The following is a 20,099-nucleotide window of genomic DNA, read 5'->3' on the forward strand; positions in this document are numbered from 1 at the left end:
TGTTAAAATAATGCATATTAAAAAGTTGAAAATTCAGCTACCTACATCTTTTTTGCATATTAAGCATATGCTTTATCGACGACCGTAAGCTTCCTTCTCGAACGACACAAAAAAAATAGGATGCCGATGGAACTATTTTTAAGAAATGTCTAATACCTTTTAATCCAAAAGCGTGAAGTTTAGCTGTCGATTTTCGACTGTAAAAAGCTGAACTCTATCTCTCTCTTACGAAAACTTAAACTTTGCTTAACAGGTCGCGGATTGCTTCCAGTAGACCAATAGAAATGGCCGACGACTTGAAGCCAAAGTCTATACTTCTAAAAAACACAGCAAACAAGTAGATAGATTGTCGGACGGGCGTATGGTAAAAAAGCATACGCCATTAAAGTCTGCGTCGCAACAATTCCGAAATTAAAATTGATTAAACTTTTTAGCCGATCTATCTGCTAAAAATCCAGTGACTGTTTTCGTTAACCAAGATTCGCTTTGGTACCCTTTCTTGGTGGTCTTGTCCGTACCTGATGGCAAAAACGCTCCTATTTTTTCTGTAATTATGGCGGTGGTCTCGGGCAGCAAAGCTTGTAAGGCAATAGCTACTTTTGCATTTAAACCTAATGTGATGTTTCTCTTCCGCTCCTCAATCCCCTCAACGATAGTCTTCGCTGCAAAGGCAGCATGCTGCGATAATAGCGGTAGCGAATCGGCTATCTTAAACCATGCATACTCTGATTGGTGATTACCTTTGACGTCGATATTGCGGGGACTTCCTGTACGCATGAGACTCGGCACTACCGTAGTAACTCGAACATTTTCCTTAGCCAGTTCTGCTGAAAAACCTTGGGATAGCCCCACAAGTGCGAATTTACTCACACTGTAAGGTAGCATGTGTGGCACCGACAATTTACCTCCTATGGAAGCAATGTTGACAATGTGCCCCACCTTGCGATTTCTAAAGTGTGGAAGGATAGCTTTCGTAGTGAATAGGCTGGACCAACAATTAGTATCCATAATTTGCTTGTAATCGGCGATATCCATGGTTTCTTCCGGTCCTACTATCATTGCGCCTGCATTATTTATTAAAACATCAATACGACCGTATTCTGCAATCACGCTTGCTATCATATTTTCTACATCCTCGGCCTGACTGACATCTGCGACACAGGTAAAAACTGTGCCGCCAGCGGCCTGCAAGCTTGCAGATGCCTGCGCTAGATTTTCTTCATTACGCGCACATAGGGCGAGTATAGCACCCTTTTTTACAAGTTCTTGCGCCAGAGCAAGACCAAGGCCGCGAGACCCACCCGTTATCAGGACGACCTTACCATAAAGGTTTTGTTTCTTACCTTGACGTATTACTTTATCCATCACTATACGTGCGCCAACAGCGAAAAGTGCAATTTTTAGTGTGTTCGATAATATATTCGTTTTCATCTTATACAGTGTTAAACCGATTTCTCTTTCTATAAAACGAAAGCAGAACGAAATAGTTCGAAAAAAAGCCGATGATAACACCGGCCTCTTTAAAATTATTCTTGGAAATTTCTCTAAAAAGTCTATTATTTAGTCTAAGGTTTCAAAACCACCTTTACACAGTCTTCTTGTTTTTTCTCAAAAATTTCGTAGCCAAAACTTGCTTCTGAAAGTGGCAATGTATGTGTTATGATATCGTCTAGCACAACCTTTTCTTCCTTAACCAAATCGATCAGCTTATCGATATAATTTAACACGGGTGCTTGTCCTTGCTTGATCGTAATTCCCTTATCGAAAATTCGGTGCAAAGGAAAGTTATCATAGGTAGACCCATATACACCGACGATGGAAACAGTGCCCATGCGCCTTACGGCTTGAAAACAGAGATCTAAAACTTTCATCGAACCCATTTCAAAATTTACGGTAGCTTTTAGTTTATCTAAAAAATTACGCTCCGGTTCGAAACCGACAGCATCGACACAAACGTCTGCACCACGACCGCCCGTCATCTCTCGTATTGCCTCCACCACGTCAACATTATTCGGGTTTAGGGTATCAACCTTATTTACTGCTCGTGCTTTATCCAGTCTGTAATCCAACGGATCAATAGCGATAACGCGACTCGCCCCATTCAACCAAGCTGCTTTTTGTGCCATAAGCCCTACAGGCCCTGAACCAAAGATAGCGACGACTTCTCCCCCTTTCAGCTGCGCCCAATCGATAGCGGACCAACCTGTCGGAAATATATCCGTAAGAAAAAGTGCCTGCTCATCAGTCAGATGGTCGGGCACAATACGCGGGCTAATATCTGCATACGGTACACGAACATATTCGGCTTGACCGCCGGAGTATCCTCCATAAAGATCGGTATAGCCAAAAAGTGCTGCGCCTTTTTGATCAAGCATGTCGCCGTTGGGTCCGTAATGTTTATAGTTGGAGTTTTCACACGCTGTTGATGCTTCGTGATTACAAAAAAAACATTGACCACAGGCTATTGGAAAAGGTACCACTACGCGATCACCTTTTTTGAGCTTGGTAACTGCCGAGCCAACTTCTTCGACAATACCCATAAACTCATGCCCCATGATCAGCTCTTCTTTCTGCGGCACAGCACCACTTAAAATGTGAAGATCACTACCACATATAGCGGTTGATGTAACTCTCAAAATAACATCTTGTGGATCCAAGATTGATGGATCCGCTACGGTATCTACCCGTATATCTCCGGGTTTGTGAAACACTGCTGCTTTCATAGTTTATCGTGATTTATATATAATTAATAGGCGGCTATGCGATACTCCTTTTAAATATGATAGCTGCTATTCTTTGAACGTAGGTTTTATCTTTTGGTTCTAATGTGGTTGATCGATTGGTAATTTAAAAATAAAGTGCAAGGGGTTAATTACCCACTTGCACCTTTTTAGCTTTGCCAAAGCAGCATGATTAAACGGCGATGTGCATGGTTTTTGGCTCCCGATCCCAGTTTCTATGCTGTGCTATTGCCGCTATGAATTTTTGTGGTTCATCATCGAGCAAGATCGCTTTGTCATCACGAAAGTCTTTCGCGGCAGATTTTTCAAACAATTCTTTCGCTCGGCCTTCAAAAGCCAATGCTTTACAATGTTTGACAGCTTCATTGATAAACTTAAATACCTTCCCTTGTTTAGCCAATGAATCTATACTTTCCTTACCGCAAGGAATGTAAACAGCATCAAATAGCACGCTCTCCGTAGTCGGCAATGCTGCGTCTACCTTATGCTCCATACCCTTGCTACACGTGATCACACCACCTTTTGGCGCAATCAATTTGACAATTGCTTTTTCAGCCAACAGGGCAGCTTGCATTTTTCCGAAACCGTCCATATCAAAACCATTATCGACTAAAACCGCAATTTGACGCGTGGCTATTGGGTACGCCGTAGACGTCTCCTGACTCAAGGTAGGAGATTTTTCCAAATAGATTTTCGCTTTGCCCGGCTGTTGCGCTTCTACATCTTCGTCTGCGCCAACATTCCTATTGATAGGACCTTCAATTTCGGATGGAACAGGTAGCCCTATGCCCTCTGCGACTCGCTGTGCTAGATTGTGATCGATTTGATCTAGTAAATAGAGCATTCTCGATTTTATAGGATCTATCGTACATTTCCCCAGTTCGAAGGTATAGGCTCCGATAAGATGTTCCTTTTCCCAATTGGAAAGACTGCGGTACAATAGTGCAGGTTGTGAGAAATGGTCGCTAAAACTTGCTGAACGCGCACGTACTTTATTACCATCTATACGTTCTTCGTAGCTGGAGAAGCCCCCATCTGCTATTTTCGAAAGAAATGGACATCCGCCAGCCATGGAGTTCGGATGGTACGCCACCTTCCCTTTGTTAATTGTGGTACGCATCTGCGCATCCCGCTGATTATTATGTACCGGCGCTACAGAGCGATTTATTGGGAGTTCGTGGAAATTAGGCCCGCCCAGTCGAGAAAGCTGTGTATCAGTATAAGAAAACAGGCGTCCCTGCAAAAGAGGATCATTGGTGAAATCTATCCCCGGCACGATATGCCCCGGGTGAAATGCCACTTGTTCCGTTTCGGCAAAGAAATTATCAGGGTTTCTGTCCAAGGTCATCTTACCCACAATTTTTACCGGCACCATTTCCTCTGGGATAAGTTTGGTCGCATCTAACAGGTCGAAGTCAAATTTATGTTCATCTTCTTCGGGAATGATTTGTATTCCCAATTCCCATGACGGGAAATTTCCGCTTTCAATAGCGTCCCAAAGGTCGCGTCTATGAAAGTCTGGATCGGCACCGTTTACTTTCAAGGCTTCATCCCAAGTTACCGAGTGAACACCTAATTCGGGCTTCCAGTGAAACCGAACAAAATGAGCTTTTCCGGCGTCATTGATCAACCTAAAGGTATGAATACCGAACCCCTCCATCATGCGTAAGCTGCGCGGAATCGCGCGGTCGCTCATCGCCCACATATGGTTGTGCAGCGTTTCTGTTGCTAAAGAAACAAAATCATAAAATGTATCGTGCGCAGACGCTGCTTGCGGTATCTCATTATCGGGTTCAGGTTTTACCGAGTGAATTAGATCTGGAAACTTCATCGCGTCCTGGATAAAGAATACCGGGGTGTTATTCCCTACTAAATCAAAGACACCTTCATTCGTGTAAAATTTTACGGCAAAACCGCGGATGTCACGCGCGAGATCAGCAGACCCCTTACTACCCGCTACAGTAGAAAACCGAACAAATATAGGTACCTTTTGGCTCGTGTCGGTCAAAAACGAGGCACGTGTAAGTGTGCTCAAATCTTCGTAAAGTTCGAAATATCCGTGGGCGCCGCTACCGCGAGCATGCACGATGCGCTCTGGAATACGTTCATGATCGAAATGCGTGATCTTCTCCCGCAATATAAAATCTTCCAATAAGGTAGCCCCTCTGCTCCCCCCTTTCAAAGAATTTGCATCGTTGTTAATCTTTACCCCCTGATCGGTAGTCATTGGGTGGCCAGCATCATCCTGACTAAAATTCGCAAGGTCTCGCTGTTTTGATAATTGGTCTGTCTTTACTGTGCTCTTCTCCATAACGCATTTGTTTTATGTTTCCTATCGAACAATAATGGAATAGCTTCGTTTCGTAAATTTTGTATATACTATAATTTATAAAGGTTCTATCATTTCGGGATCTGGGTGAATAAAGCATCCGCTACATTATCTAGACCCTAAAGTGAGCCCAATGAAAAAAGAGAAGGTCGCTATTACAACCTTCTCTTTAATCTTAAACTTAAATACGAACCTTTCTTTTCTCGTTAGGTAGACTTATTATTGTTCCTCCGTATCTTTTAAATAATCAATAATTGCCCCGTTAAAGGCGTCGAGATCCTCCGGCGTTCGGCTGGTGATAAGATTACCATCGACAACAACTTCGCTATCTTCCCATTCGGCTCCGGCGTGCACGAGATCTGTCTTAATGTTTTTTACGGATGTAAGTCGCTTCCCACCGACATAACCATTTTCTGTCAAAATAAGCGGGCCATGACAAATAGCTGCGATAAGCTTTCCATCATCCACAAACTTGTTGAGAAAAATTATACTTTCTTCACTGACACGTAGTTTATCTGGATTCAACACGCCCCCTGGCAGAATAATCGCGCGGTAATCCGAAGCATTTGCCTCTGTTACGTGCACATCTACGTTGAAGTCCTTACCCCAGTCTGTCTTATCCCATGATTTGATGCTGCTCTCTTCATTGGGTGATATAATATGCACGTCGTATCCCTGCTCTTCAAGTTTTTGTTTTGGAGAGGTCAATTCTACTTCTTCAAATCCGAGTTCTGTTAAAATTGCTATTTTCTCTTTCATCATCTTTGTATTTTATTACCATAAAACGAACGTGCGCCGTCGTATAAAGTTTTAATCAAAATGAATTCTAAACCGTACCTTTGCGGGATGTCAACTGATTTAATTTCGCAAGATACCATCGTAGCACTTGCTACATCATCTGGAGCGAATGGCGCTATCGCAGTCATTCGATTATCAGGTGCGGAAGCAATAGCAATTACGAATGCGGTATTTAAAGGAAAAGATCTGCTTAAAGAAGCTTCTCATACGATTCACTTTGGTACGATCCGCGATGGCGAAGAAATAATAGATGAGGTACTTGTTTCTCTGTTTATAGGACCAAACTCCTATACAAAAGAAAATGTGGTTGAAATTTCAACGCATAACTCAAAGTATATCATTGAACGACTGATTAACCTGCTCTTGAAAAAAGGAGCTCGAGCGGCTCGGGCGGGCGAGTTTACATTAAGGGCATTTTTAAACGGCGGTTTGGATCTATCGCAAGCGGAAGCTGTAGCTGATCTTATCGCGTCAAATTCTGCCGCTTCTCATCAGGTGGCCATGCAACAAATGCGTGGCGGCTTCTCCAACCAACTTAAAAAGTTACGCGAAGACTTGGTACATTTTGCATCGTTAATCGAATTGGAACTTGATTTTGGCGAAGAAGATGTGGAGTTTGCAAATCGCGATCAGTTGAAATCGCTTATTTTAAATATCGAACAGGTAATTCGTCGACTCATATCTTCATTTGAGCAGGGCAATGTGCTGAAAAACGGCGTCCCGGTCGTAATTGCAGGAAAACCAAATGTTGGAAAATCTACTTTACTTAATGCATTATTGAACGAAGAACGTGCGATAGTATCCGATATAGCAGGCACAACGCGGGATACCATAGAAGACGAAATAAATATACAGGGTATCACCTTTCGTTTCATCGACACCGCGGGCATTCGCGAAACGCTCGACGTGATTGAGGCAAAAGGTGTTGAGCGCACACGGGACAAAATGAAGCAAGCGAGCCTGATTATTTATTTGTTCGATCCTACGCAGGATTCACTGGAAACTGCCCAGCAACAGATCGCCGAACTTTCTGCGTTAAACATTGCTTTCGTAACGCTAATCAATAAATCCGATCTGCTGTCAGCTGCAGAAAGACAAACCTTCGAAGTGTTAGCTCCTGTGTATATCTCTGCAAAGGAGCAAATAGGCATCGAAGAGCTTAAAACCGAACTGCTTCGTCAAGTAAATCTACTCAATATTCAAACGGACGATGTACTGGTTACAAATATCCGACATGTAGAAGCCTTACAGAAAACGCAGGAATCGCTCGAACGTGTGCTGTATGGTATAGATAATCCCGTGACGTCTGATTTCTTGGCCATGGATATTCGGCAAGCTCTTCATCACCTTGGTGAAATTACGGGCAGCGTAACAACAGATGACTTGCTGGAAAACATCTTTTCCAAGTTTTGTATTGGGAAGTAGTTGGGTATTACTGGACAAAAGGTTCTATTTTCTCGTAAAGATCTGAACAGATTAAAATCTAGGCTGTGATTCAGTGAAAGGTATGATGGCAAGTATGAGTAGGGTTGATAGCTAGTCGATAAGTAATGAAAAATATAATACGGTATATTGCTGTGCGTATTCAGAAACAACTTGCTAATCTTTATCAGTCTTAATCTATGTGGATTAACCTAACTGATGAGCAAAAGCTTCAGGTTTTGTAGCAACATAAAGACTCCAAACGATCAGCAGCAATTGTAGTTGAAATTCAAGTTTTGTTTGGCTTTCACTGCAAATCAACCGAGATGACAGGATATTTTGTAAATTCGTTTGGATAATCAACATACCTATGGAAGTTCTAACAAAAGTAGTAATCGGGATAGTAGCCCTTGAACACCTTTATATTTTATGGATCGAAATGTTTGCATGGGAGACCAAGGGCAAGGAGACTTTCAAGTCCTTGCCAAAACACCTGTTTAAGGACACTAAGGGACTAGCAGCAAATCAAGGGCTTTACAACGGATTTTTAGCGGCGGGTCTTATTTGGTCGTTATTGATAAGCGACGTCACGTGGCAACACCATATCGCCTTGTTCTTCCTAGGCTGCGTTGTTATTGCTGCCGTTTATGGAGCCATCTCGGCCGAGAAAAGTATCTTTTTTAAACAAGGTCTTCCGGCACTAATAGGGCTTGTCCTGGTGTTGCTTTCTAAATAGCGTAATTGGATAGGCATAATAATCATTTATCCCTTACGCCATTGTCGTCTTCACATGAAAGCTTCTATTTTAAAACAGTAAAAATTAGATCCAACAAATAGGTAGCACAGATCTAAGCATAGCAAATAGCGGAGTATGATCCATTTCCAACCGAGTTTCGATTTACCGTCGAACGGTCAATAAAATAGTAAGCCATTTGAACAATCATGCCGTTTGCTCGTTCATCATGAACAAACATCAGAAAATGAAAAAAATAGCTTACATATTAGCAATAAGCGCGGCGGCTTCAGGCCTGCAAGCGTGTGGTAGCGGGAGTGCTACAGCTAATAACATGTCCGACTCAACGGCCATGTCGACCGATTCAATGCATATGCATACGGATTCTATGTCTATGGATTCTATGGTAATGGACTCTATGACCATGCAGTCTAGTGCTATGGATACCACATTCGTTAATACAGCAGCTATCGCAGGGATGGCGGAAGTGCAGATGAGTGAGTTGGCGCAGCAACATGCCAGCCACGCGAAAGTGAAGGAGTTTGCAAACATGATGGTTACCGATCATAGCCGTGCAAACGCCGAACTCAAACAAATAGCAGGTTCCAAAAATTTAATGTTGCCTGAGAAGCTAGACAAGGCACACATGGATAAGCTCACAATGCTGAAGAGTAAAAAAGGTGCAGAATTTGATAAAGCTTACGTGATGGCCATGGTGGAAGGCCATGAAAAAACGGTAGCGTTGATGGAACAGGGCAGTATGTCGTTAAAAGATGCTGATTTGAAAAAATTTGCAACAAAAACGACGCCTGTAGTAAAGTCGCATTTGGAAGCTATCAAAAAAATTAAATCTGAAATGAAATAAGTGACAAAGAAATAATAGCCCCTGACGCATGTTGTGGGCTATTATTTTTGCATTTTCAACCCTCCCCCATGGCAGTTACCCTTATTGCTTATCTATTTATCTTTTTCATTCTTCAGTTTGCAGTCGCGGCGTATAATTATTATCGTAAACCGCTCCTACCACATTGCACAAAATCATCAAAAGCCAAAATATCAATATTGATTCCGGCGCGGAATGAAGCGAGATCATTACCATTCTTGCTTGAGTCTTTAAAGCAGCAGTCTTATCCAGACTTTGAAATTATCATTCTCGACGATGAATCGAATGACGGAACAGCAGAGATCGCACTTCAATATGCCAACAGCTTCGACAACTTCACGGTGATTAAAGGCAAACCGCTTCCCGCGGGATGGACGGGCAAGAATTTCGCCTGCGCGCAATTGGCGGAAAAGGCTTCTGGTGACTACTTGCTATTTTTAGATGCAGATATCGTAACACGTCCACAGCTCCTTGCGAGTCTGGCACAGGCCATGTCGCACGACAAGCTTACACTTTTAAGTATTGTACCGCAACAACAACTAATGACTTTAGGTGAAAAAGTGTCGGTTCCTCTGATGAATCATATGTTGCTTACCCTGCTCCCACTGCCTTTAGTTTCAGAGCATGAAATGCCCGTTTTCGCGGCAGCATGCGGACAAGTGATGTGTTTTAACGCTCATAAGTACCATACTTATCAATTCCATGAGCGTGTCAGAACCGAAATCGTCGAAGATCTATGCATTATGCGCACAGTAAAGCAGCTTTCCCAGAAAGGAAAAACGCTAATGGGCAACAAGTTGGTGGGATGCCGTATGTACAAAGGTTACCTGGAAGCCGTAAATGGCTTCGGAAAAAACTTTCTCGGTCCATTTAATGATAAAATTGCTCTTTTCCTGACCTATATGCTGCCCATGGTCTTTGGTCCGCTTTTAGTGTGGTGCTTGACAGGCACTATCGGTTTTCTTACACTGTGTGCGATACTATTTGGCACGCGTATATTGACATCACTACTTGCAAATGAAGACGTCCTAACGAATGTCGTGTTACTACCTATCACACTATTCAATCTTTTTATTATAGGAAGTACGGCCATCTATATTCATTTAAGTGGCAGGGGGAAGTGGAAAGGAAGAACAATAAGAAAGGCACCTGTATTACGCTATCCTAGCGACGGTAAGTTATCAGCATAGTAGCTTTATAAAATCATGTATAAGTAACAAAGTCGCTTTAAGACAGCTAGCAATAGATCATATTAACATCCCACGCGCAAGCCCATACAGAAACCCACGAAGTGATAATGCTTTTTCATCGTGTTATTACCTCCATTGATTAGCTGGAAACGCATAATAGTTCGGTTACCTTCCTCTATTACAATGCAACTGAACCAAACCAGTATCGAACGATTTTACATGAACTAGCTGTAATACTTTTTCGGAATTCCCGTCTTACTGCTACAATATCATTACACCGTTGCCTTAAAAATAATCGAGCTTGATGCTCGTGTTTCTTCCTAATTTGAATTAAAAACACCTGAATAAAAACCGCATTTTTTCTCAAAAGTATTTTTTCTAATGAGCAACCTCACTAAAACCGCTATGAATAGCTTGAATTGTGCATGCAAACTACGTAGTGCCTAGGTAATTTTTTGATGATTTTTCCCGGCGCTTTTGGGCATTAGACGCAAGGGAATACGCGCATTGTTTTTGTGCCAAATAAACTACATCAGCTAAAAACACATATTATGACGAATAAAGATTTAACATGTGCCATCCAGGAAAATGTCCCAATTTTAAAGAGCATCGCTTTAAAGTTTACAAAAGATCCTGAGGAAATACAGGAACTGGTACAGGAGACCCTTGCTCTTTCCCTCAAATTTTATGAGAAATATTTCAATAATCCACGTCTCGTGGCCTGGCTTTACGTGATTATGAAAAATGTGTATATCAATGGCTACCGCCGAAACCAAAAAAGAGTACGCTATGAACACTTTCAGGTCAGCGGATTTAAAGAAGACGGATGCATGGAACCGTCTACACAAAACCTTGCAGACAAGAGCTTTCTCGAGAAAGATGTAAAGACATTGTTGAGCAAGTATCCAGGTGAGTATTATGATCTTTTCTTACGCTACACCGAGGGCTATAAATATCGGGAGCTTTCCGAGATCTATTCGTTACCAGAAGGAACGGTCAAAACCCGGATCCATCATATGCGTAAATATTTGCAAAAGCAATTAGCCGTTTACAGAAAAACAGCTTAGAAAAATTGTTTATACTCCCGCTATAAGATAAGATCGACCTGCCGTCAGGTTCATCACCAATCTTCCCTTTCAGTCGTTCGATTGAAAGGGAAGATGCGGCAGTTTACGCCTATCGGATGAAGCCTCCTGGAAACGCCCATCTACCAATATAGGGTCCTATCCCACGCTTCGTCAGGAGAATTTTCAAATCTCCTTTATCGAAGCCAAAAATGACACAATCTACTGTGACTGCCGGACGCGGATATGCATAAGTGTACTTTAACTGCAAATTCTTCATCATGCCCTACTATAAAACTACATCAGTAGATTTACGGATTTTTATTCCGTATCGCTCTCGAAGCATATTAAATTTTTCCTTCGTATTTTCTTCAAAGCCAGCTATCGGAGACATGCAGTCTTCCAATATGGTGATGCGCGAGGTGATGGATCGATCGTCTTTGAAGTATGCCAAAATTTGTTCTGCCGATGCCAACACGCAGTGGCTCGATGCTTGTCCGGCAATATAGATCGCGTCGAACTCACGAATGGCATCGAGAACTTCTTTATTAACATAACCCTCCTTATCATATTCCGCATGGATAATGCCATACATTTCCGTATACGGATCTTGACCTTTGTAAACCAGTCTAGGCCTTACATTACGGGCTGCGGCATGGAAGTAAAGCATTTTAGTAAATTCACTTTCTAATTTTGCGCCTTCTGTACCTTCCAAACAATGGTACGGCCAAATGCACAGTTGCTTTTTGCCAGCAGATTCCAAATTAAACAAGTATTCCAGCGAACGGTCTGTCTCGCCATTAGTCGCTTTCCAAACGCCTCGCGCTACATCTTCATACGTAATAATGGTAAAAGGATCTGGATGTTTATTATCCTTATCCAGCCACCAAATTGGATGGAATATCTGCATCATGGAGTGGCAGTCGAGGCTACAAATAACCTGTGTCAACGAACTAAGATTACGGTACATCCACTGTGTGAGGCGTCTCACATCATCCTTGGATCCAGCAACCGCCAAGCTGCCGATCTCTTCCATAAAGTCGTTTTGCACATCGATAGCTAATAGCAATGTGCGTTTTGTATCTTGGCTAGCAGGCAGATTAGCTGTCGTCTGCCCTAGCGCGAGAATTTGGTTTATATCTTCATTGCTACCGAGGCTAGCAATGTGATCTATATTCACAATTTCCTCGTATGTTGGTTTCATATGCGTGATTCGTGTTATTTCAATTCCTGTACAGCATTTTTTATTCACTTTGCCCTCTGCGTAGCACGAGCCTTACATGGGTTATATATTGAGCCGTAACGCTCAATATAATTATTCAGTAAAGATGGGCACCGCTGCGAATTTATGTGCAGAAAGTGCAAAGCGTTGCTTTATTTTTTCATCAATGTCAGCATCACCTGAAGTCCCGCTTAGGATAAATGAATCAATCTGAGCGTAGCTCATTCCAAGTTCGTCTTCATCGGTTTGCCCTTCCCACAATCCAGCTGAAGGCTTTTTATTGATGATTGCATCCGGCACGCCCAAAAACTTTGCTAATGTATATACTTCCTGTTTCGTTAGCTTAGCAAGAGGATTTAAATCCACAGCGCCATCTCCCCATTTTGTAAAGTATCCAACTGTTCCTTCAGCCATATTTCCCGTACCAATAACAAACCGGCTACCCAATTGCGCCAATTGGTAAAGGTAAGTCATGCGCACACGTGGGCGAATATTTGCCAAACTAAAACTCACATTGGTGGCATCAGCCTTTGCTAAAAAATCTTGGTTTGTCACCTGTAATGCATCTGCAGCGGGTTGGATATCATAAATATGGTAGGCGAAATCAAACTTATTAATGAGCTCTAAAGCGTGCTGATAACTTTGGGAATTGTTCATGTCGCTGCCATAAGGTAGCATCACCAAATAGGTATCTACTTTTGCAAGGTGACAGAGGCAGGCGACGACGCTACTATCTATTCCTCCGCTCATCCCCAATACCACGCCCTTACGATTCGCACTTTTCACACGATCCGCTATCCAATTAGCGATTGTCGTTGCATATTGTTCTACGTTGTCATCCTTGATGACAAATGATTTAATCATTCTATTTTCCATAAACACGTCTTGATTCTGACTTTACTAGTTCTTTTATTTTCTCAAATATTTGGGTTCGAATACATTCGCCATCAACATAGCTTAGTTTATGCAAATCACGGTCTTCCAATGCTTCCGCTGTCTCTGGATGCACTTCGCTCATCATGAAAGTACTCGTAATTTTTCTTTATCGGTGAATCATCTTGCAGCAACTTCCCAGAGAATATCCCATCTTTGCAATGTATCACTAGTAGATAAACCTCGCTAGCCCCATTTCGTTCAAGATCTGCCCTGGCGAATGGAACTTACCTCCAGCTGAACAGGGGTTATCAAAGTCCTTTACCTTTATTTCCCTATTTGCGAACTGCTCTGTAACTATGCTCTGCTTGTTAAGTATGATCATGTTATCTAGCGTTCCAATGTTTGCGTTGGGTAAATTATACTTGATAAAGATGATTGTTCGAGTTTAAAACCACAAATTTATTGAGTTAAAAGGTACGCATCAATCTATTCCTCGATATGGCAGATAAAATGGAATTATCCATACGCCATGTTTTATTGAGCTTTATTTACTATACTAGCGTATATAAAATAGTCTATTGAAAAAGAGGGAAATCAAAGTAGTAGCAATTTCAGACACCCATGGCTGCCATCGCTTATTAAAGTTGCCCAAGGGGGATATTATCATCCACGCGGGTGACATAAGCCAATCTGGCGGCCAAGCAGAGGTGCTCGATTTTCTAGACTGGTTTGCTAAATTAAATTTTAAGCACAAAATATTTATTGCTGGTAACCACGACTTTCTCTTTGAAAATGCACATCCGGATGTTATTTTGAATATGATTCCCAAGGGTGTTACCTATCTTAACGATGCTGAGGTGGAAGTAGAAGGCTTCAAAATCTGGGGATCTCCTATCACGCCTTGGTTCAACAATTGGGCGTTCAATCGGGATCGTGGGGATGACATAAAGAAACACTGGGATTTAATACCGCTTGATACCGATATATTAATAACGCATGGTCCGCCTTTAGGGATTTTAGACGAAACTGTCTATGGGCAGCGAACCGGTTGTGAAGATTTATTAGAACGTATTGAAACGGTGAAACCGAAATATCATATTTTCGGGCATATTCATGAGGATTACGGCAGTTTTACTAAAGGAGAAATTACTTTTATAAACGCGAGCGTACTGGACAATTGGTACGATTTAAGGAATAAGCCGGTGGAAATTAGTGTGGTCGTATAAGTTTCACTGCTGGATATAAATAACTATCTTCGTTTATCGGACTAGAAAATGATGTGTGATTTCATAAAGGTTTCACCAGTAATTACTCGAAGTTCCCAATACGGAATGTTTAGATTATTACAGATTCCTTTATCTGCATGTCAAACCAAAATATGAAGTTGACCTAAAGTGATAAAAATGATAGCATTTATAAACATCGGCACCATTGAGCTGTCGATACTCTCGGTAGCAGCATTAGCTCTTCTGATCTACGTTACCTATCTCATAGTAGTAAATGAATCGGGATGGCAACGATTGATTTGGATTTTAATACTACTTTTTGTTCCCATTTTTGGATCATTAATTTATTTAGCGAAACACATCCTTTCGAATAGTCGCCGTGGAAACTCCATAACATAGTGAAATAATGGTGTGAAGAACTTTTACGTTAAAATCTGTGTGGAGTCACTATATCAATCCCTTGAAGTTCGAATGACTAATTTCAGTCGAGGGGAATTTATTAGTGCAGCATAACATAGGATCAGCGCAGTTGGACTAATTATTTTATTAATTGACGATTTGGCGCAGCACGCTTTTAAATGCTACTACGTATTATTGCATATATGAACTAAACCGGTAGAAAAGTATTCAAACAAGAAATCTTTTACCAATGATCCGAAGCTTTTTATGCAGCTCTTTATGCTGCTTTAAGTCGACAGTTTCATCCAATGCAACTACTTCAAATTCTTCTATTCTTTTTTTGACGTGGAATCGTGCTCGGAAGCCATCCATACCTTTTATAAAAACGGATAAGAAACCCGGACTCTTAGCAACCTCAACAGAATACCAAGATTGCGTACCGGCTTTGCCAGCAATAGTCATTTGTAGATTTTCTTTCATAAGTCTTGATTTGGTCTAACGAAGGTACGTAGTTTTGTCCTTTGGATTTTTACGGTTTTCCATAATTATTGATTTATATCAATGGCTAATTATAGTTTGTTGATTTTGGCTGATGGTGTAGGTGATACACCTATTTTAGATAAATAGGCGAAATATAGAGATAATACATAAAAAAAGGTAAAGGTGCGGATTGCAAAAAACAGTGAAGGCTATCGCGCTCCCTCCACAAATGTGCTGGCCGTCAATGGTTACGGTAAAACGATTGAGAAGTGCAAAGCAGACATATTTAAAGGGATTGAAATCACCAAAACATTGAGCGGCAGATATACCACTATGCCAGCGGACTTAAAAAGCCCAGAGCTAATCAGCGGACTAAAATAACAGAGGGCTTGCACAAGTTAGCTCACGAACTTCTTGCCATAGAACTTTGATAATTCAACACTAGCAAAACATAGCACACCCTACTTCGGTAGGTTATTTTTGGTTTAAGATAACCAGTCAGATCAAAAGAAGTTCATCGGTAACAGTGTGGTACCGCACGTGGTGCAGCCTTGGGCAAAATGGAAGATAAGGGAGACAACAATAATTAGGCAAGTATCTTTTCTCAAATTAAATATAAAATAGCTCGTTACGGCTTCCCGTAAATAACTTACTGAACCAACTTATACTTTTCCCCATGAAAGAAGATATTAATGCATACAAGAATGAAAACGGATACAATTTCCTGCAAACATTTTTGAATTTTGTTGAAATGTTATAATTCTTTAATATATATTTGTTGAACTAATTTAATTTATGAAAAGACTAACAATTATTATCGTTGCATTTTCAATGCTTATTTTGGGCTGTGAAAAGCAAAGTGACCATCTAAACTTGGAGGAAACCGAACTTGCGAACATTAGATCAAGCTTTGATCGAGCGTCACTATCTGACAAACACACTCTATGGGGAGCTAGTAATAAAAAGATAGAATGGGATAATCCTCAAAGCATTAAAAGAGATTCTTTAGCAACTTATATTCGGGTTCGTGTACAGGATTCAATAAGTTTGGGTATAAAATCAGGTGGGGAAAATCAATTTTACCAAATATGGCTTAAAGCTACCAAGAAAGTTGACAATAAGAATACCTATTCGCTAAGCTATCTAACGCTAATCACTAATGAACAAGCAGATAAATTTACAGGATTAATTTTTTCGGAGGATATTTTAAACAAAGCAACATCATACACGACCTTCGTCGAGGGAAAAGCTGTTCGTAAAAATAACAAAGATATTTTATTAAAAGGCAGTAATAAGAGCTACTTAAGTTATGAATGCCAGCACATTTGGGCAATCGTGAATGATTCATGGCACGCAAGACAAACTTGCCAATGGACAGTGGACCCCAACCGACCAATAACTGAGGAGGCATTTGACCCAGATGGTTTGGAAGGCGGCGGTGCTAGCGGTGGTGGCGGAAGTGATGGACCTCCCCTTCCCCCTCCCCCGAGAATATATAAGATTACTAACAAAATTACTCACCCTTGTATGAAGAGTATGGTTGATGATTTAATACAAGAAGATATATCATTTGCTGCAAACAAGAGTCTGCAATCAATTTTCGGCATTGACGGAAGCTATGATCTTATTTTCGATCAATCAACTACATTACCTAATTTGACCCATGGAACAGCTGCTACTATTGGAGGATATTGGGACAATGATCAAATCGTGGATCTAACAGTGGAGATAAAATTAAATTTAAACTCCTTAGCGGGGTCAAGCCGAGAATTTATAGCTATGGTTATTATACACGAGGCTACACATGCCTATCTATACGCTCAGGGATTTGTTCAAAATCAAACGCAAATGCATCATGAGCAAATGTGGCTTAATTACACAGATTTTATCGCAAATTATTTGACGAATACTTACGGCACATCTTCCGCTGATGCTTATGCGCTTGCAACAACAGGGCTTCAAAAGACATTTGGATCAAGAATATCTGAAACTATTTACAATAAAATTACTGGTTACAAAGGTGATCTAAGCGAAGACAGAGCTGTAGGAGCGGAAAAATATAGGAAAGGAGAAAAAGGAACATCTTGCACTTCAAATTAAACTTTAAAGATTATGAAAAACATAATATTGCTAATTTTTATTACAGTCTTTCAAACGTCATGTATGACACGTCAAGAAAAAAATCAACAAAAGCACCGCCCAGGATGGTATGAGGAAAAATATCGTATGGATGATTCAATTTCCGAAGATAGTGTTCGCGTTGAAATTGTTATTTTTAATGCAGATGATAGCAGTCCCATTGATTTCCAGGGCGTACATTTTTCATTGAATGAATACAATAACAAGGTTATTAAAACGAATCGTTGCGTTGCCAAATTCGCGAAACGAGACCTACCACATGTGATTTATTTAGAAGCTTATCAGCTAAACAAAGTACCAGTAAGGTTTATGACAGACAAGAAAAAGCTCCAAAATAAAAATTCGGTTTATTTCAAAGCATTTTTGGTAACGAGTGTCGCTGGAAATATTTAAACTAATAAAGATCGTACCTTCGCGCATGACAATCCCCGAGCTCAAAGAATTCTTTGAAGGCAAGACCTTCACCCCTCCGATCCAAATTAGCGAAGACCAGATAGTAGAAGATCCGGTACTGTTTCTTAAAACCCAATTTATCATGGTAGGCCAATGGCCGGAAAAGAAACCGCTGGCCTCCTTATTCGAGGTTGATGAAGTTTTGGGAGGTGGTGAAATAAGGAGGTACTATTTTTGTGCATTGTTCGCAAAATTTGATATATGACACTTTTCGCTAAATTAATATCTGTCTGCTTCTTCACGATATTTGCAACCAGCACCCAAGATAATCGGCTCTATAAACGTTGGAAAGTAATTGCTGACAAGCGAATATTCCTTAATTTAGACGGTACATCACACGGGGGATTTAAAGACAGAGTAGATTCGATCAAAAGTGATACTGTCTTCATCGAATTATTCCAGGACGGCAAATTTAAATCGGTAGATGGAAACGGAACTTTTACAGTCTTTGGAGACTCTATTGCTCTGAAGTTGCCGGACGGCGAGTCACCTTTTCGATATAAAATAAAGGATGACTCACTTTATTTATCAATAGACAACACGAGAGATGACTATATCCGAAGAGAGGTGCTGCATGCGGTGAAGATATAGTGATGAAGATTTGGGAGGCTACGCGATAAATTTTAATATTTATTAGGTTAGATCTACAAGAGAGTTTAACGCTGTTCAACAAAATGTATAATTATTTATTACCTTTGTTCCTTATATGTTTCCAGTGCTCTCGGATCGCTTTATGTGTTAATGAATCAACATCAGAGTAAGCTTTCACGTTTTTCTTTTTAGCTGTAAAAAAATCTACCAATACATTTTCAGGTTCAGTAATGCTAGTCTTCTCTCCTGGACTAATCCTTTCAATGCCTTTATCTTGCTGATTATTGAAATCGGAAACATTGACATGAGTAACCAATATCACGACAAAAGCCAACGCTAAATAAGCTAAAAAAGCCGTAAAAGACATCTTAGATTTTTCCCAAATTCTACGAATGTCTTCTCCAACTCCTATCAAATCCAATTTTTCGAAAAATTGTGATTCGCTATTATCTTGAGCAGCTATTTCGCCAATAGCACTTAATTGATGATCTGGCAGATTTAAAGCTTGAAGTAGTGTTACCATTTCATCGCCACGTTCATCTCGTGTGACTTCGACATCTGGTATCGCTGTAATTTCGCGACAGATTGGTTTCCTTCGCTATCATATCATTTTTACTACCCGTGAAAAGGCCGAAAAATGAGTTGAGCATAAAGGCGATCACTATGAACGCCAATAAAGCTATTATTATGTTTTTTAACATATCATCTTTTTTTGTCAGGTATCTTCTTGGCATCTGCTTCGGTGTTATCACGTAGCGTGCTATCGGCATACCTTATTAGATTGTCCTTACTTCTTGCTTCCTGCTCAAGCTCCTGTATCGTGTACTCTTTTTCCCATATCCTATCTGTCATCATGTTCACACGCTCAATGGCATCGTCACGCTGCTTCTTCGCATCGAAATAGAAAGTGGTGGTTATTGTAGCTATAGCGGCTGCAAATAATGATTATAGGTCTTATTTTCCCAACCCCGGTTTGCTTTGTACGATGTTACGAAATCAAAAATATTATCTTTCGATACTTGATCGAGTCGTTTGTGATCGATGCCTTCATCTAAGAGGTTTCTTTTGAAAAGATGAAGTCGGTCCTCGTATACTTTATAAGTATTCGGTTTCAACGGTGTGCGCGCAAAATCCAAATACTCATCGATGCAACGGCACACATTGTATTTCCCAATTTGCGAATGTTCCGAGTATTTGAATTGCCGGAAAGGATCAAATCCCATTTCGAGCAATTCCACAATGGCAGATTTTACTACAGCGAGCTACTTTCGCCGATCGGATTTTGAATGAATAGAGTTTATTGTATTGAACACCTTAAATCTTTTATAAAGATCATGTTCATTTTTACGAAGCTTTTCGGGTTTTAAAAAGTGATATGAGACAAACCAATCTTTGCTCATATCACCATCTGCATCATACGTTTTAATCAACTTGTTGGTGGGCATAAGTGCCCGGACTTTGTCAGGATACTTTCTAACAAGGTGATTATCATGGTTTAATTTGTGGAGCCGGAGGGATTGTTTGCGTCCCACAGCCCCGCACTACGCCCGCAA

Annotated in this window: 24 protein-coding genes; 12 read left to right on the forward strand and 12 right to left on the reverse strand. The window is 40.8% G+C overall.

The genetic code is table 11. The features are described 5' to 3' along the window. Positions 1-411: 411 nt before the first annotated feature. The 4 genes from DI53_RS00185 to DI53_RS00200 form a co-directional block, all read right to left on the reverse strand. Positions 412-1,431 carry an SDR family NAD(P)-dependent oxidoreductase gene (locus DI53_RS00185; protein WP_037494086.1) on the reverse strand — a complete coding sequence of 340 codons (1,020 nt, stop codon included), beginning with the start codon at positions 1,429-1,431 and terminating at the stop codon, positions 412-414. A 134-nt stretch (positions 1,432-1,565) separates the two neighbouring features. Next, positions 1,566-2,723: a zinc-dependent alcohol dehydrogenase gene (locus DI53_RS00190; RefSeq protein WP_037494088.1), complete on the reverse strand. Its 1,158-nt coding sequence runs from the start codon at positions 2,721-2,723 to the stop codon at positions 1,566-1,568. A gap of 190 nt (positions 2,724-2,913) precedes the next feature. Then, positions 2,914-5,052 carry a catalase gene (locus tag DI53_RS00195; protein ID WP_037494090.1) on the reverse strand — a complete coding sequence of 713 codons (2,139 nt, stop codon included), beginning with the start codon at positions 5,050-5,052 and terminating at the stop codon, positions 2,914-2,916. A gap of 237 nt (positions 5,053-5,289) precedes the next feature. After that, complete coding sequence (locus DI53_RS00200) at positions 5,290-5,832, reverse strand: DJ-1/PfpI/YhbO family deglycase/protease (protein ID WP_206537969.1); 543 nt, start codon at positions 5,830-5,832, stop codon at positions 5,290-5,292. Positions 5,833-5,916: 84 nt separating this feature from the next. Here DI53_RS00200 and mnmE point away from each other — a divergent pair, with 84 nt between their 5' ends. The 5 genes from mnmE (at position 5,917) to DI53_RS00225 (ending at position 11,163) form a co-directional block, all read left to right on the forward strand. Then, positions 5,917-7,293: a tRNA uridine-5-carboxymethylaminomethyl(34) synthesis GTPase MnmE gene (mnmE, locus tag DI53_RS00205; RefSeq protein ID WP_037494091.1), complete on the forward strand. Its 1,377-nt coding sequence runs from the start codon at positions 5,917-5,919 to the stop codon at positions 7,291-7,293. Between the two features lie 367 nt (positions 7,294-7,660). Next, the gene (locus tag DI53_RS00210) at positions 7,661-8,026 is read left to right on the forward strand and encodes a DUF1304 domain-containing protein (protein WP_037494092.1); all 366 of its coding nucleotides are present in this window, start codon (positions 7,661-7,663) and stop codon (positions 8,024-8,026) included. 244 nt (positions 8,027-8,270) lie between these two features. Then, on the forward strand, positions 8,271-8,888 hold the full coding sequence (locus DI53_RS00215) for a DUF4142 domain-containing protein (RefSeq protein WP_037494113.1): 618 nt from the start codon (positions 8,271-8,273) through the stop codon (positions 8,886-8,888). 68 nt (positions 8,889-8,956) lie between these two features. After that, entirely contained in the window at positions 8,957-10,096 is a 1,140-nt protein-coding gene (locus DI53_RS00220) for a glycosyltransferase family 2 protein (protein ID WP_052071897.1), read from the forward strand. A gap of 551 nt (positions 10,097-10,647) precedes the next feature. Beyond that, positions 10,648-11,163 carry an RNA polymerase sigma factor gene (locus DI53_RS00225; protein ID WP_052071898.1) on the forward strand — a complete coding sequence of 172 codons (516 nt, stop codon included), beginning with the start codon at positions 10,648-10,650 and terminating at the stop codon, positions 11,161-11,163. A gap of 286 nt (positions 11,164-11,449) precedes the next feature. Here DI53_RS00225 and DI53_RS00230 read toward each other — a convergent pair whose 3' ends face one another. The 4 genes from DI53_RS00230 to DI53_RS20235 all read right to left on the reverse strand — a co-directional run bounded on the left by DI53_RS00230 (position 11,450) and on the right by DI53_RS20235 (position 13,640). Further along, positions 11,450-12,364 carry a cysteine hydrolase family protein gene (locus tag DI53_RS00230; protein WP_037494093.1) on the reverse strand — a complete coding sequence of 305 codons (915 nt, stop codon included), beginning with the start codon at positions 12,362-12,364 and terminating at the stop codon, positions 11,450-11,452. A gap of 111 nt (positions 12,365-12,475) precedes the next feature. Continuing rightward, a complete protein-coding gene (gene nadE / locus DI53_RS00235; protein ID WP_206537970.1) occupies positions 12,476-13,246 on the reverse strand; it encodes an NAD(+) synthase in 771 nt (256 codons plus the stop codon). A 1-nt stretch (position 13,247) separates the two neighbouring features. Continuing rightward, entirely contained in the window at positions 13,248-13,403 is a 156-nt protein-coding gene (locus DI53_RS20230; RefSeq protein WP_157836737.1) for a hypothetical protein, read from the reverse strand. 81 nt (positions 13,404-13,484) lie between these two features. Then, entirely contained in the window at positions 13,485-13,640 is a 156-nt protein-coding gene (locus DI53_RS20235; protein ID WP_157836738.1) for a hypothetical protein, read from the reverse strand. A gap of 196 nt (positions 13,641-13,836) precedes the next feature. Here DI53_RS20235 and DI53_RS00240 point away from each other — a divergent pair, with 196 nt between their 5' ends. Together DI53_RS00240 and DI53_RS19795 are read left to right on the forward strand one after the other, a co-directional pair. Then, positions 13,837-14,484 (forward strand): metallophosphatase domain-containing protein, encoded by a 648-nt coding sequence (locus DI53_RS00240; protein ID WP_241462334.1) that lies wholly within the window; start codon positions 13,837-13,839, stop codon positions 14,482-14,484. A gap of 177 nt (positions 14,485-14,661) precedes the next feature. Then, positions 14,662-14,883: a PLDc N-terminal domain-containing protein gene (locus DI53_RS19795; RefSeq protein WP_071790439.1), complete on the forward strand. Its 222-nt coding sequence runs from the start codon at positions 14,662-14,664 to the stop codon at positions 14,881-14,883. Positions 14,884-15,111: 228 nt separating this feature from the next. Here the strand turns inward: DI53_RS19795 and DI53_RS00245 are convergent, their stop codons facing one another. Continuing rightward, positions 15,112-15,363 (reverse strand): hypothetical protein, encoded by a 252-nt coding sequence (locus DI53_RS00245; RefSeq protein WP_037494094.1) that lies wholly within the window; start codon positions 15,361-15,363, stop codon positions 15,112-15,114. Between the two features lie 183 nt (positions 15,364-15,546). Here DI53_RS00245 and DI53_RS00250 point away from each other — a divergent pair, with 183 nt between their 5' ends. From DI53_RS00250 to DI53_RS00270, 5 genes are all read left to right on the forward strand, one after another. Further along, a complete protein-coding gene (locus DI53_RS00250; protein ID WP_037494095.1) occupies positions 15,547-15,744 on the forward strand; it encodes a hypothetical protein in 198 nt (65 codons plus the stop codon). A 414-nt stretch (positions 15,745-16,158) separates the two neighbouring features. Then, entirely contained in the window at positions 16,159-17,463 is a 1,305-nt protein-coding gene (locus tag DI53_RS00255; protein WP_037494096.1) for a hypothetical protein, read from the forward strand. 63 nt (positions 17,464-17,526) lie between these two features. Beyond that, entirely contained in the window at positions 17,527-17,895 is a 369-nt protein-coding gene (locus DI53_RS00260; protein ID WP_037494097.1) for a hypothetical protein, read from the forward strand. A gap of 25 nt (positions 17,896-17,920) precedes the next feature. Continuing rightward, complete coding sequence (locus tag DI53_RS00265) at positions 17,921-18,160, forward strand: DUF6965 family protein (RefSeq protein ID WP_037494098.1); 240 nt, start codon at positions 17,921-17,923, stop codon at positions 18,158-18,160. After that, the gene (locus tag DI53_RS00270; protein ID WP_037494099.1) at positions 18,157-18,546 is read left to right on the forward strand and encodes a hypothetical protein; all 390 of its coding nucleotides are present in this window, start codon (positions 18,157-18,159) and stop codon (positions 18,544-18,546) included. Before DI53_RS00265 ends, DI53_RS00270 begins: the two co-directional genes overlap by 4 nt. A gap of 91 nt (positions 18,547-18,637) precedes the next feature. Here DI53_RS00270 and DI53_RS00275 read toward each other — a convergent pair whose 3' ends face one another. The 3 genes from DI53_RS00275 to DI53_RS00280 form a co-directional block, all read right to left on the reverse strand. Beyond that, positions 18,638-19,069, reverse strand: a complete 432-nt coding sequence (locus DI53_RS00275) for a hypothetical protein (protein WP_037494100.1) — start codon at positions 19,067-19,069, stop codon at positions 18,638-18,640. Between the two features lie 179 nt (positions 19,070-19,248). Then, positions 19,249-19,401 (reverse strand): hypothetical protein, encoded by a 153-nt coding sequence (locus tag DI53_RS20240; protein ID WP_157836739.1) that lies wholly within the window; start codon positions 19,399-19,401, stop codon positions 19,249-19,251. A gap of 68 nt (positions 19,402-19,469) precedes the next feature. Continuing rightward, positions 19,470-19,784, reverse strand: coding sequence for a hypothetical protein (locus DI53_RS00280; protein ID WP_131555127.1), 315 nt, complete (start codon positions 19,782-19,784; stop codon positions 19,470-19,472). Positions 19,785-20,099 lie beyond the last annotated feature (315 nt).

This window comes from Sphingobacterium deserti (genome assembly GCF_000757725.1).
GTDB classification, from domain to species: Bacteria; Bacteroidota; Bacteroidia; order Sphingobacteriales; family Sphingobacteriaceae; genus Sphingobacterium; species Sphingobacterium deserti.

What these genes read in the sequence shown, in the direction of transcription:
- DI53_RS00220 (WP_052071897.1), top strand. Translation starts at nt 8,957, where the DNA reads ATGGCAGTTACCCTTATTGCTTATCTATTTATCTTTTTCATTCTTCAG.
- DI53_RS20235 (WP_157836738.1), bottom strand. Translation starts at nt 13,640, where the DNA reads ATGATCATACTTAACAAGCAGAGCATAGTTACAGAGCAGTTCGCAAAT.
- DI53_RS00270 (WP_037494099.1), top strand. Translation starts at nt 18,157, where the DNA reads ATGACACTTTTCGCTAAATTAATATCTGTCTGCTTCTTCACGATATTT.
- DI53_RS00185 (WP_037494086.1), bottom strand. Translation starts at nt 1,431, where the DNA reads ATGAAAACGAATATATTATCGAACACACTAAAAATTGCACTTTTCGCT.
- DI53_RS00230 (WP_037494093.1), bottom strand. Translation starts at nt 12,364, where the DNA reads ATGAAACCAACATACGAGGAAATTGTGAATATAGATCACATTGCTAGC.
- DI53_RS00225 (WP_052071898.1), top strand. Translation starts at nt 10,648, where the DNA reads ATGACGAATAAAGATTTAACATGTGCCATCCAGGAAAATGTCCCAATT.
- DI53_RS00260 (WP_037494097.1), top strand. Translation starts at nt 17,527, where the DNA reads ATGACACGTCAAGAAAAAAATCAACAAAAGCACCGCCCAGGATGGTAT.
- nadE (WP_206537970.1), bottom strand. Translation starts at nt 13,246, where the DNA reads ATGATTAAATCATTTGTCATCAAGGATGACAACGTAGAACAATATGCA.
- DI53_RS19795 (WP_071790439.1), top strand. Translation starts at nt 14,662, where the DNA reads ATGATAGCATTTATAAACATCGGCACCATTGAGCTGTCGATACTCTCG.
- DI53_RS20230 (WP_157836737.1), bottom strand. Translation starts at nt 13,403, where the DNA reads ATGATGAGCGAAGTGCATCCAGAGACAGCGGAAGCATTGGAAGACCGT.
- DI53_RS00265 (WP_037494098.1), top strand. Translation starts at nt 17,921, where the DNA reads ATGACAATCCCCGAGCTCAAAGAATTCTTTGAAGGCAAGACCTTCACC.
- DI53_RS00210 (WP_037494092.1), top strand. Translation starts at nt 7,661, where the DNA reads ATGGAAGTTCTAACAAAAGTAGTAATCGGGATAGTAGCCCTTGAACAC.
- DI53_RS20240 (WP_157836739.1), bottom strand. Translation starts at nt 19,401, where the DNA reads ATGATGACAGATAGGATATGGGAAAAAGAGTACACGATACAGGAGCTT.
- DI53_RS00195 (WP_037494090.1), bottom strand. Translation starts at nt 5,052, where the DNA reads ATGGAGAAGAGCACAGTAAAGACAGACCAATTATCAAAACAGCGAGAC.
- DI53_RS00255 (WP_037494096.1), top strand. Translation starts at nt 16,159, where the DNA reads ATGAAAAGACTAACAATTATTATCGTTGCATTTTCAATGCTTATTTTG.
- DI53_RS00275 (WP_037494100.1), bottom strand. Translation starts at nt 19,069, where the DNA reads ATGGTAACACTACTTCAAGCTTTAAATCTGCCAGATCATCAATTAAGT.
- DI53_RS00215 (WP_037494113.1), top strand. Translation starts at nt 8,271, where the DNA reads ATGAAAAAAATAGCTTACATATTAGCAATAAGCGCGGCGGCTTCAGGC.
- DI53_RS00245 (WP_037494094.1), bottom strand. Translation starts at nt 15,363, where the DNA reads ATGAAAGAAAATCTACAAATGACTATTGCTGGCAAAGCCGGTACGCAA.
- mnmE (WP_037494091.1), top strand. Translation starts at nt 5,917, where the DNA reads ATGTCAACTGATTTAATTTCGCAAGATACCATCGTAGCACTTGCTACA.
- DI53_RS00200 (WP_206537969.1), bottom strand. Translation starts at nt 5,832, where the DNA reads ATGATGAAAGAGAAAATAGCAATTTTAACAGAACTCGGATTTGAAGAA.
- DI53_RS00190 (WP_037494088.1), bottom strand. Translation starts at nt 2,723, where the DNA reads ATGAAAGCAGCAGTGTTTCACAAACCCGGAGATATACGGGTAGATACC.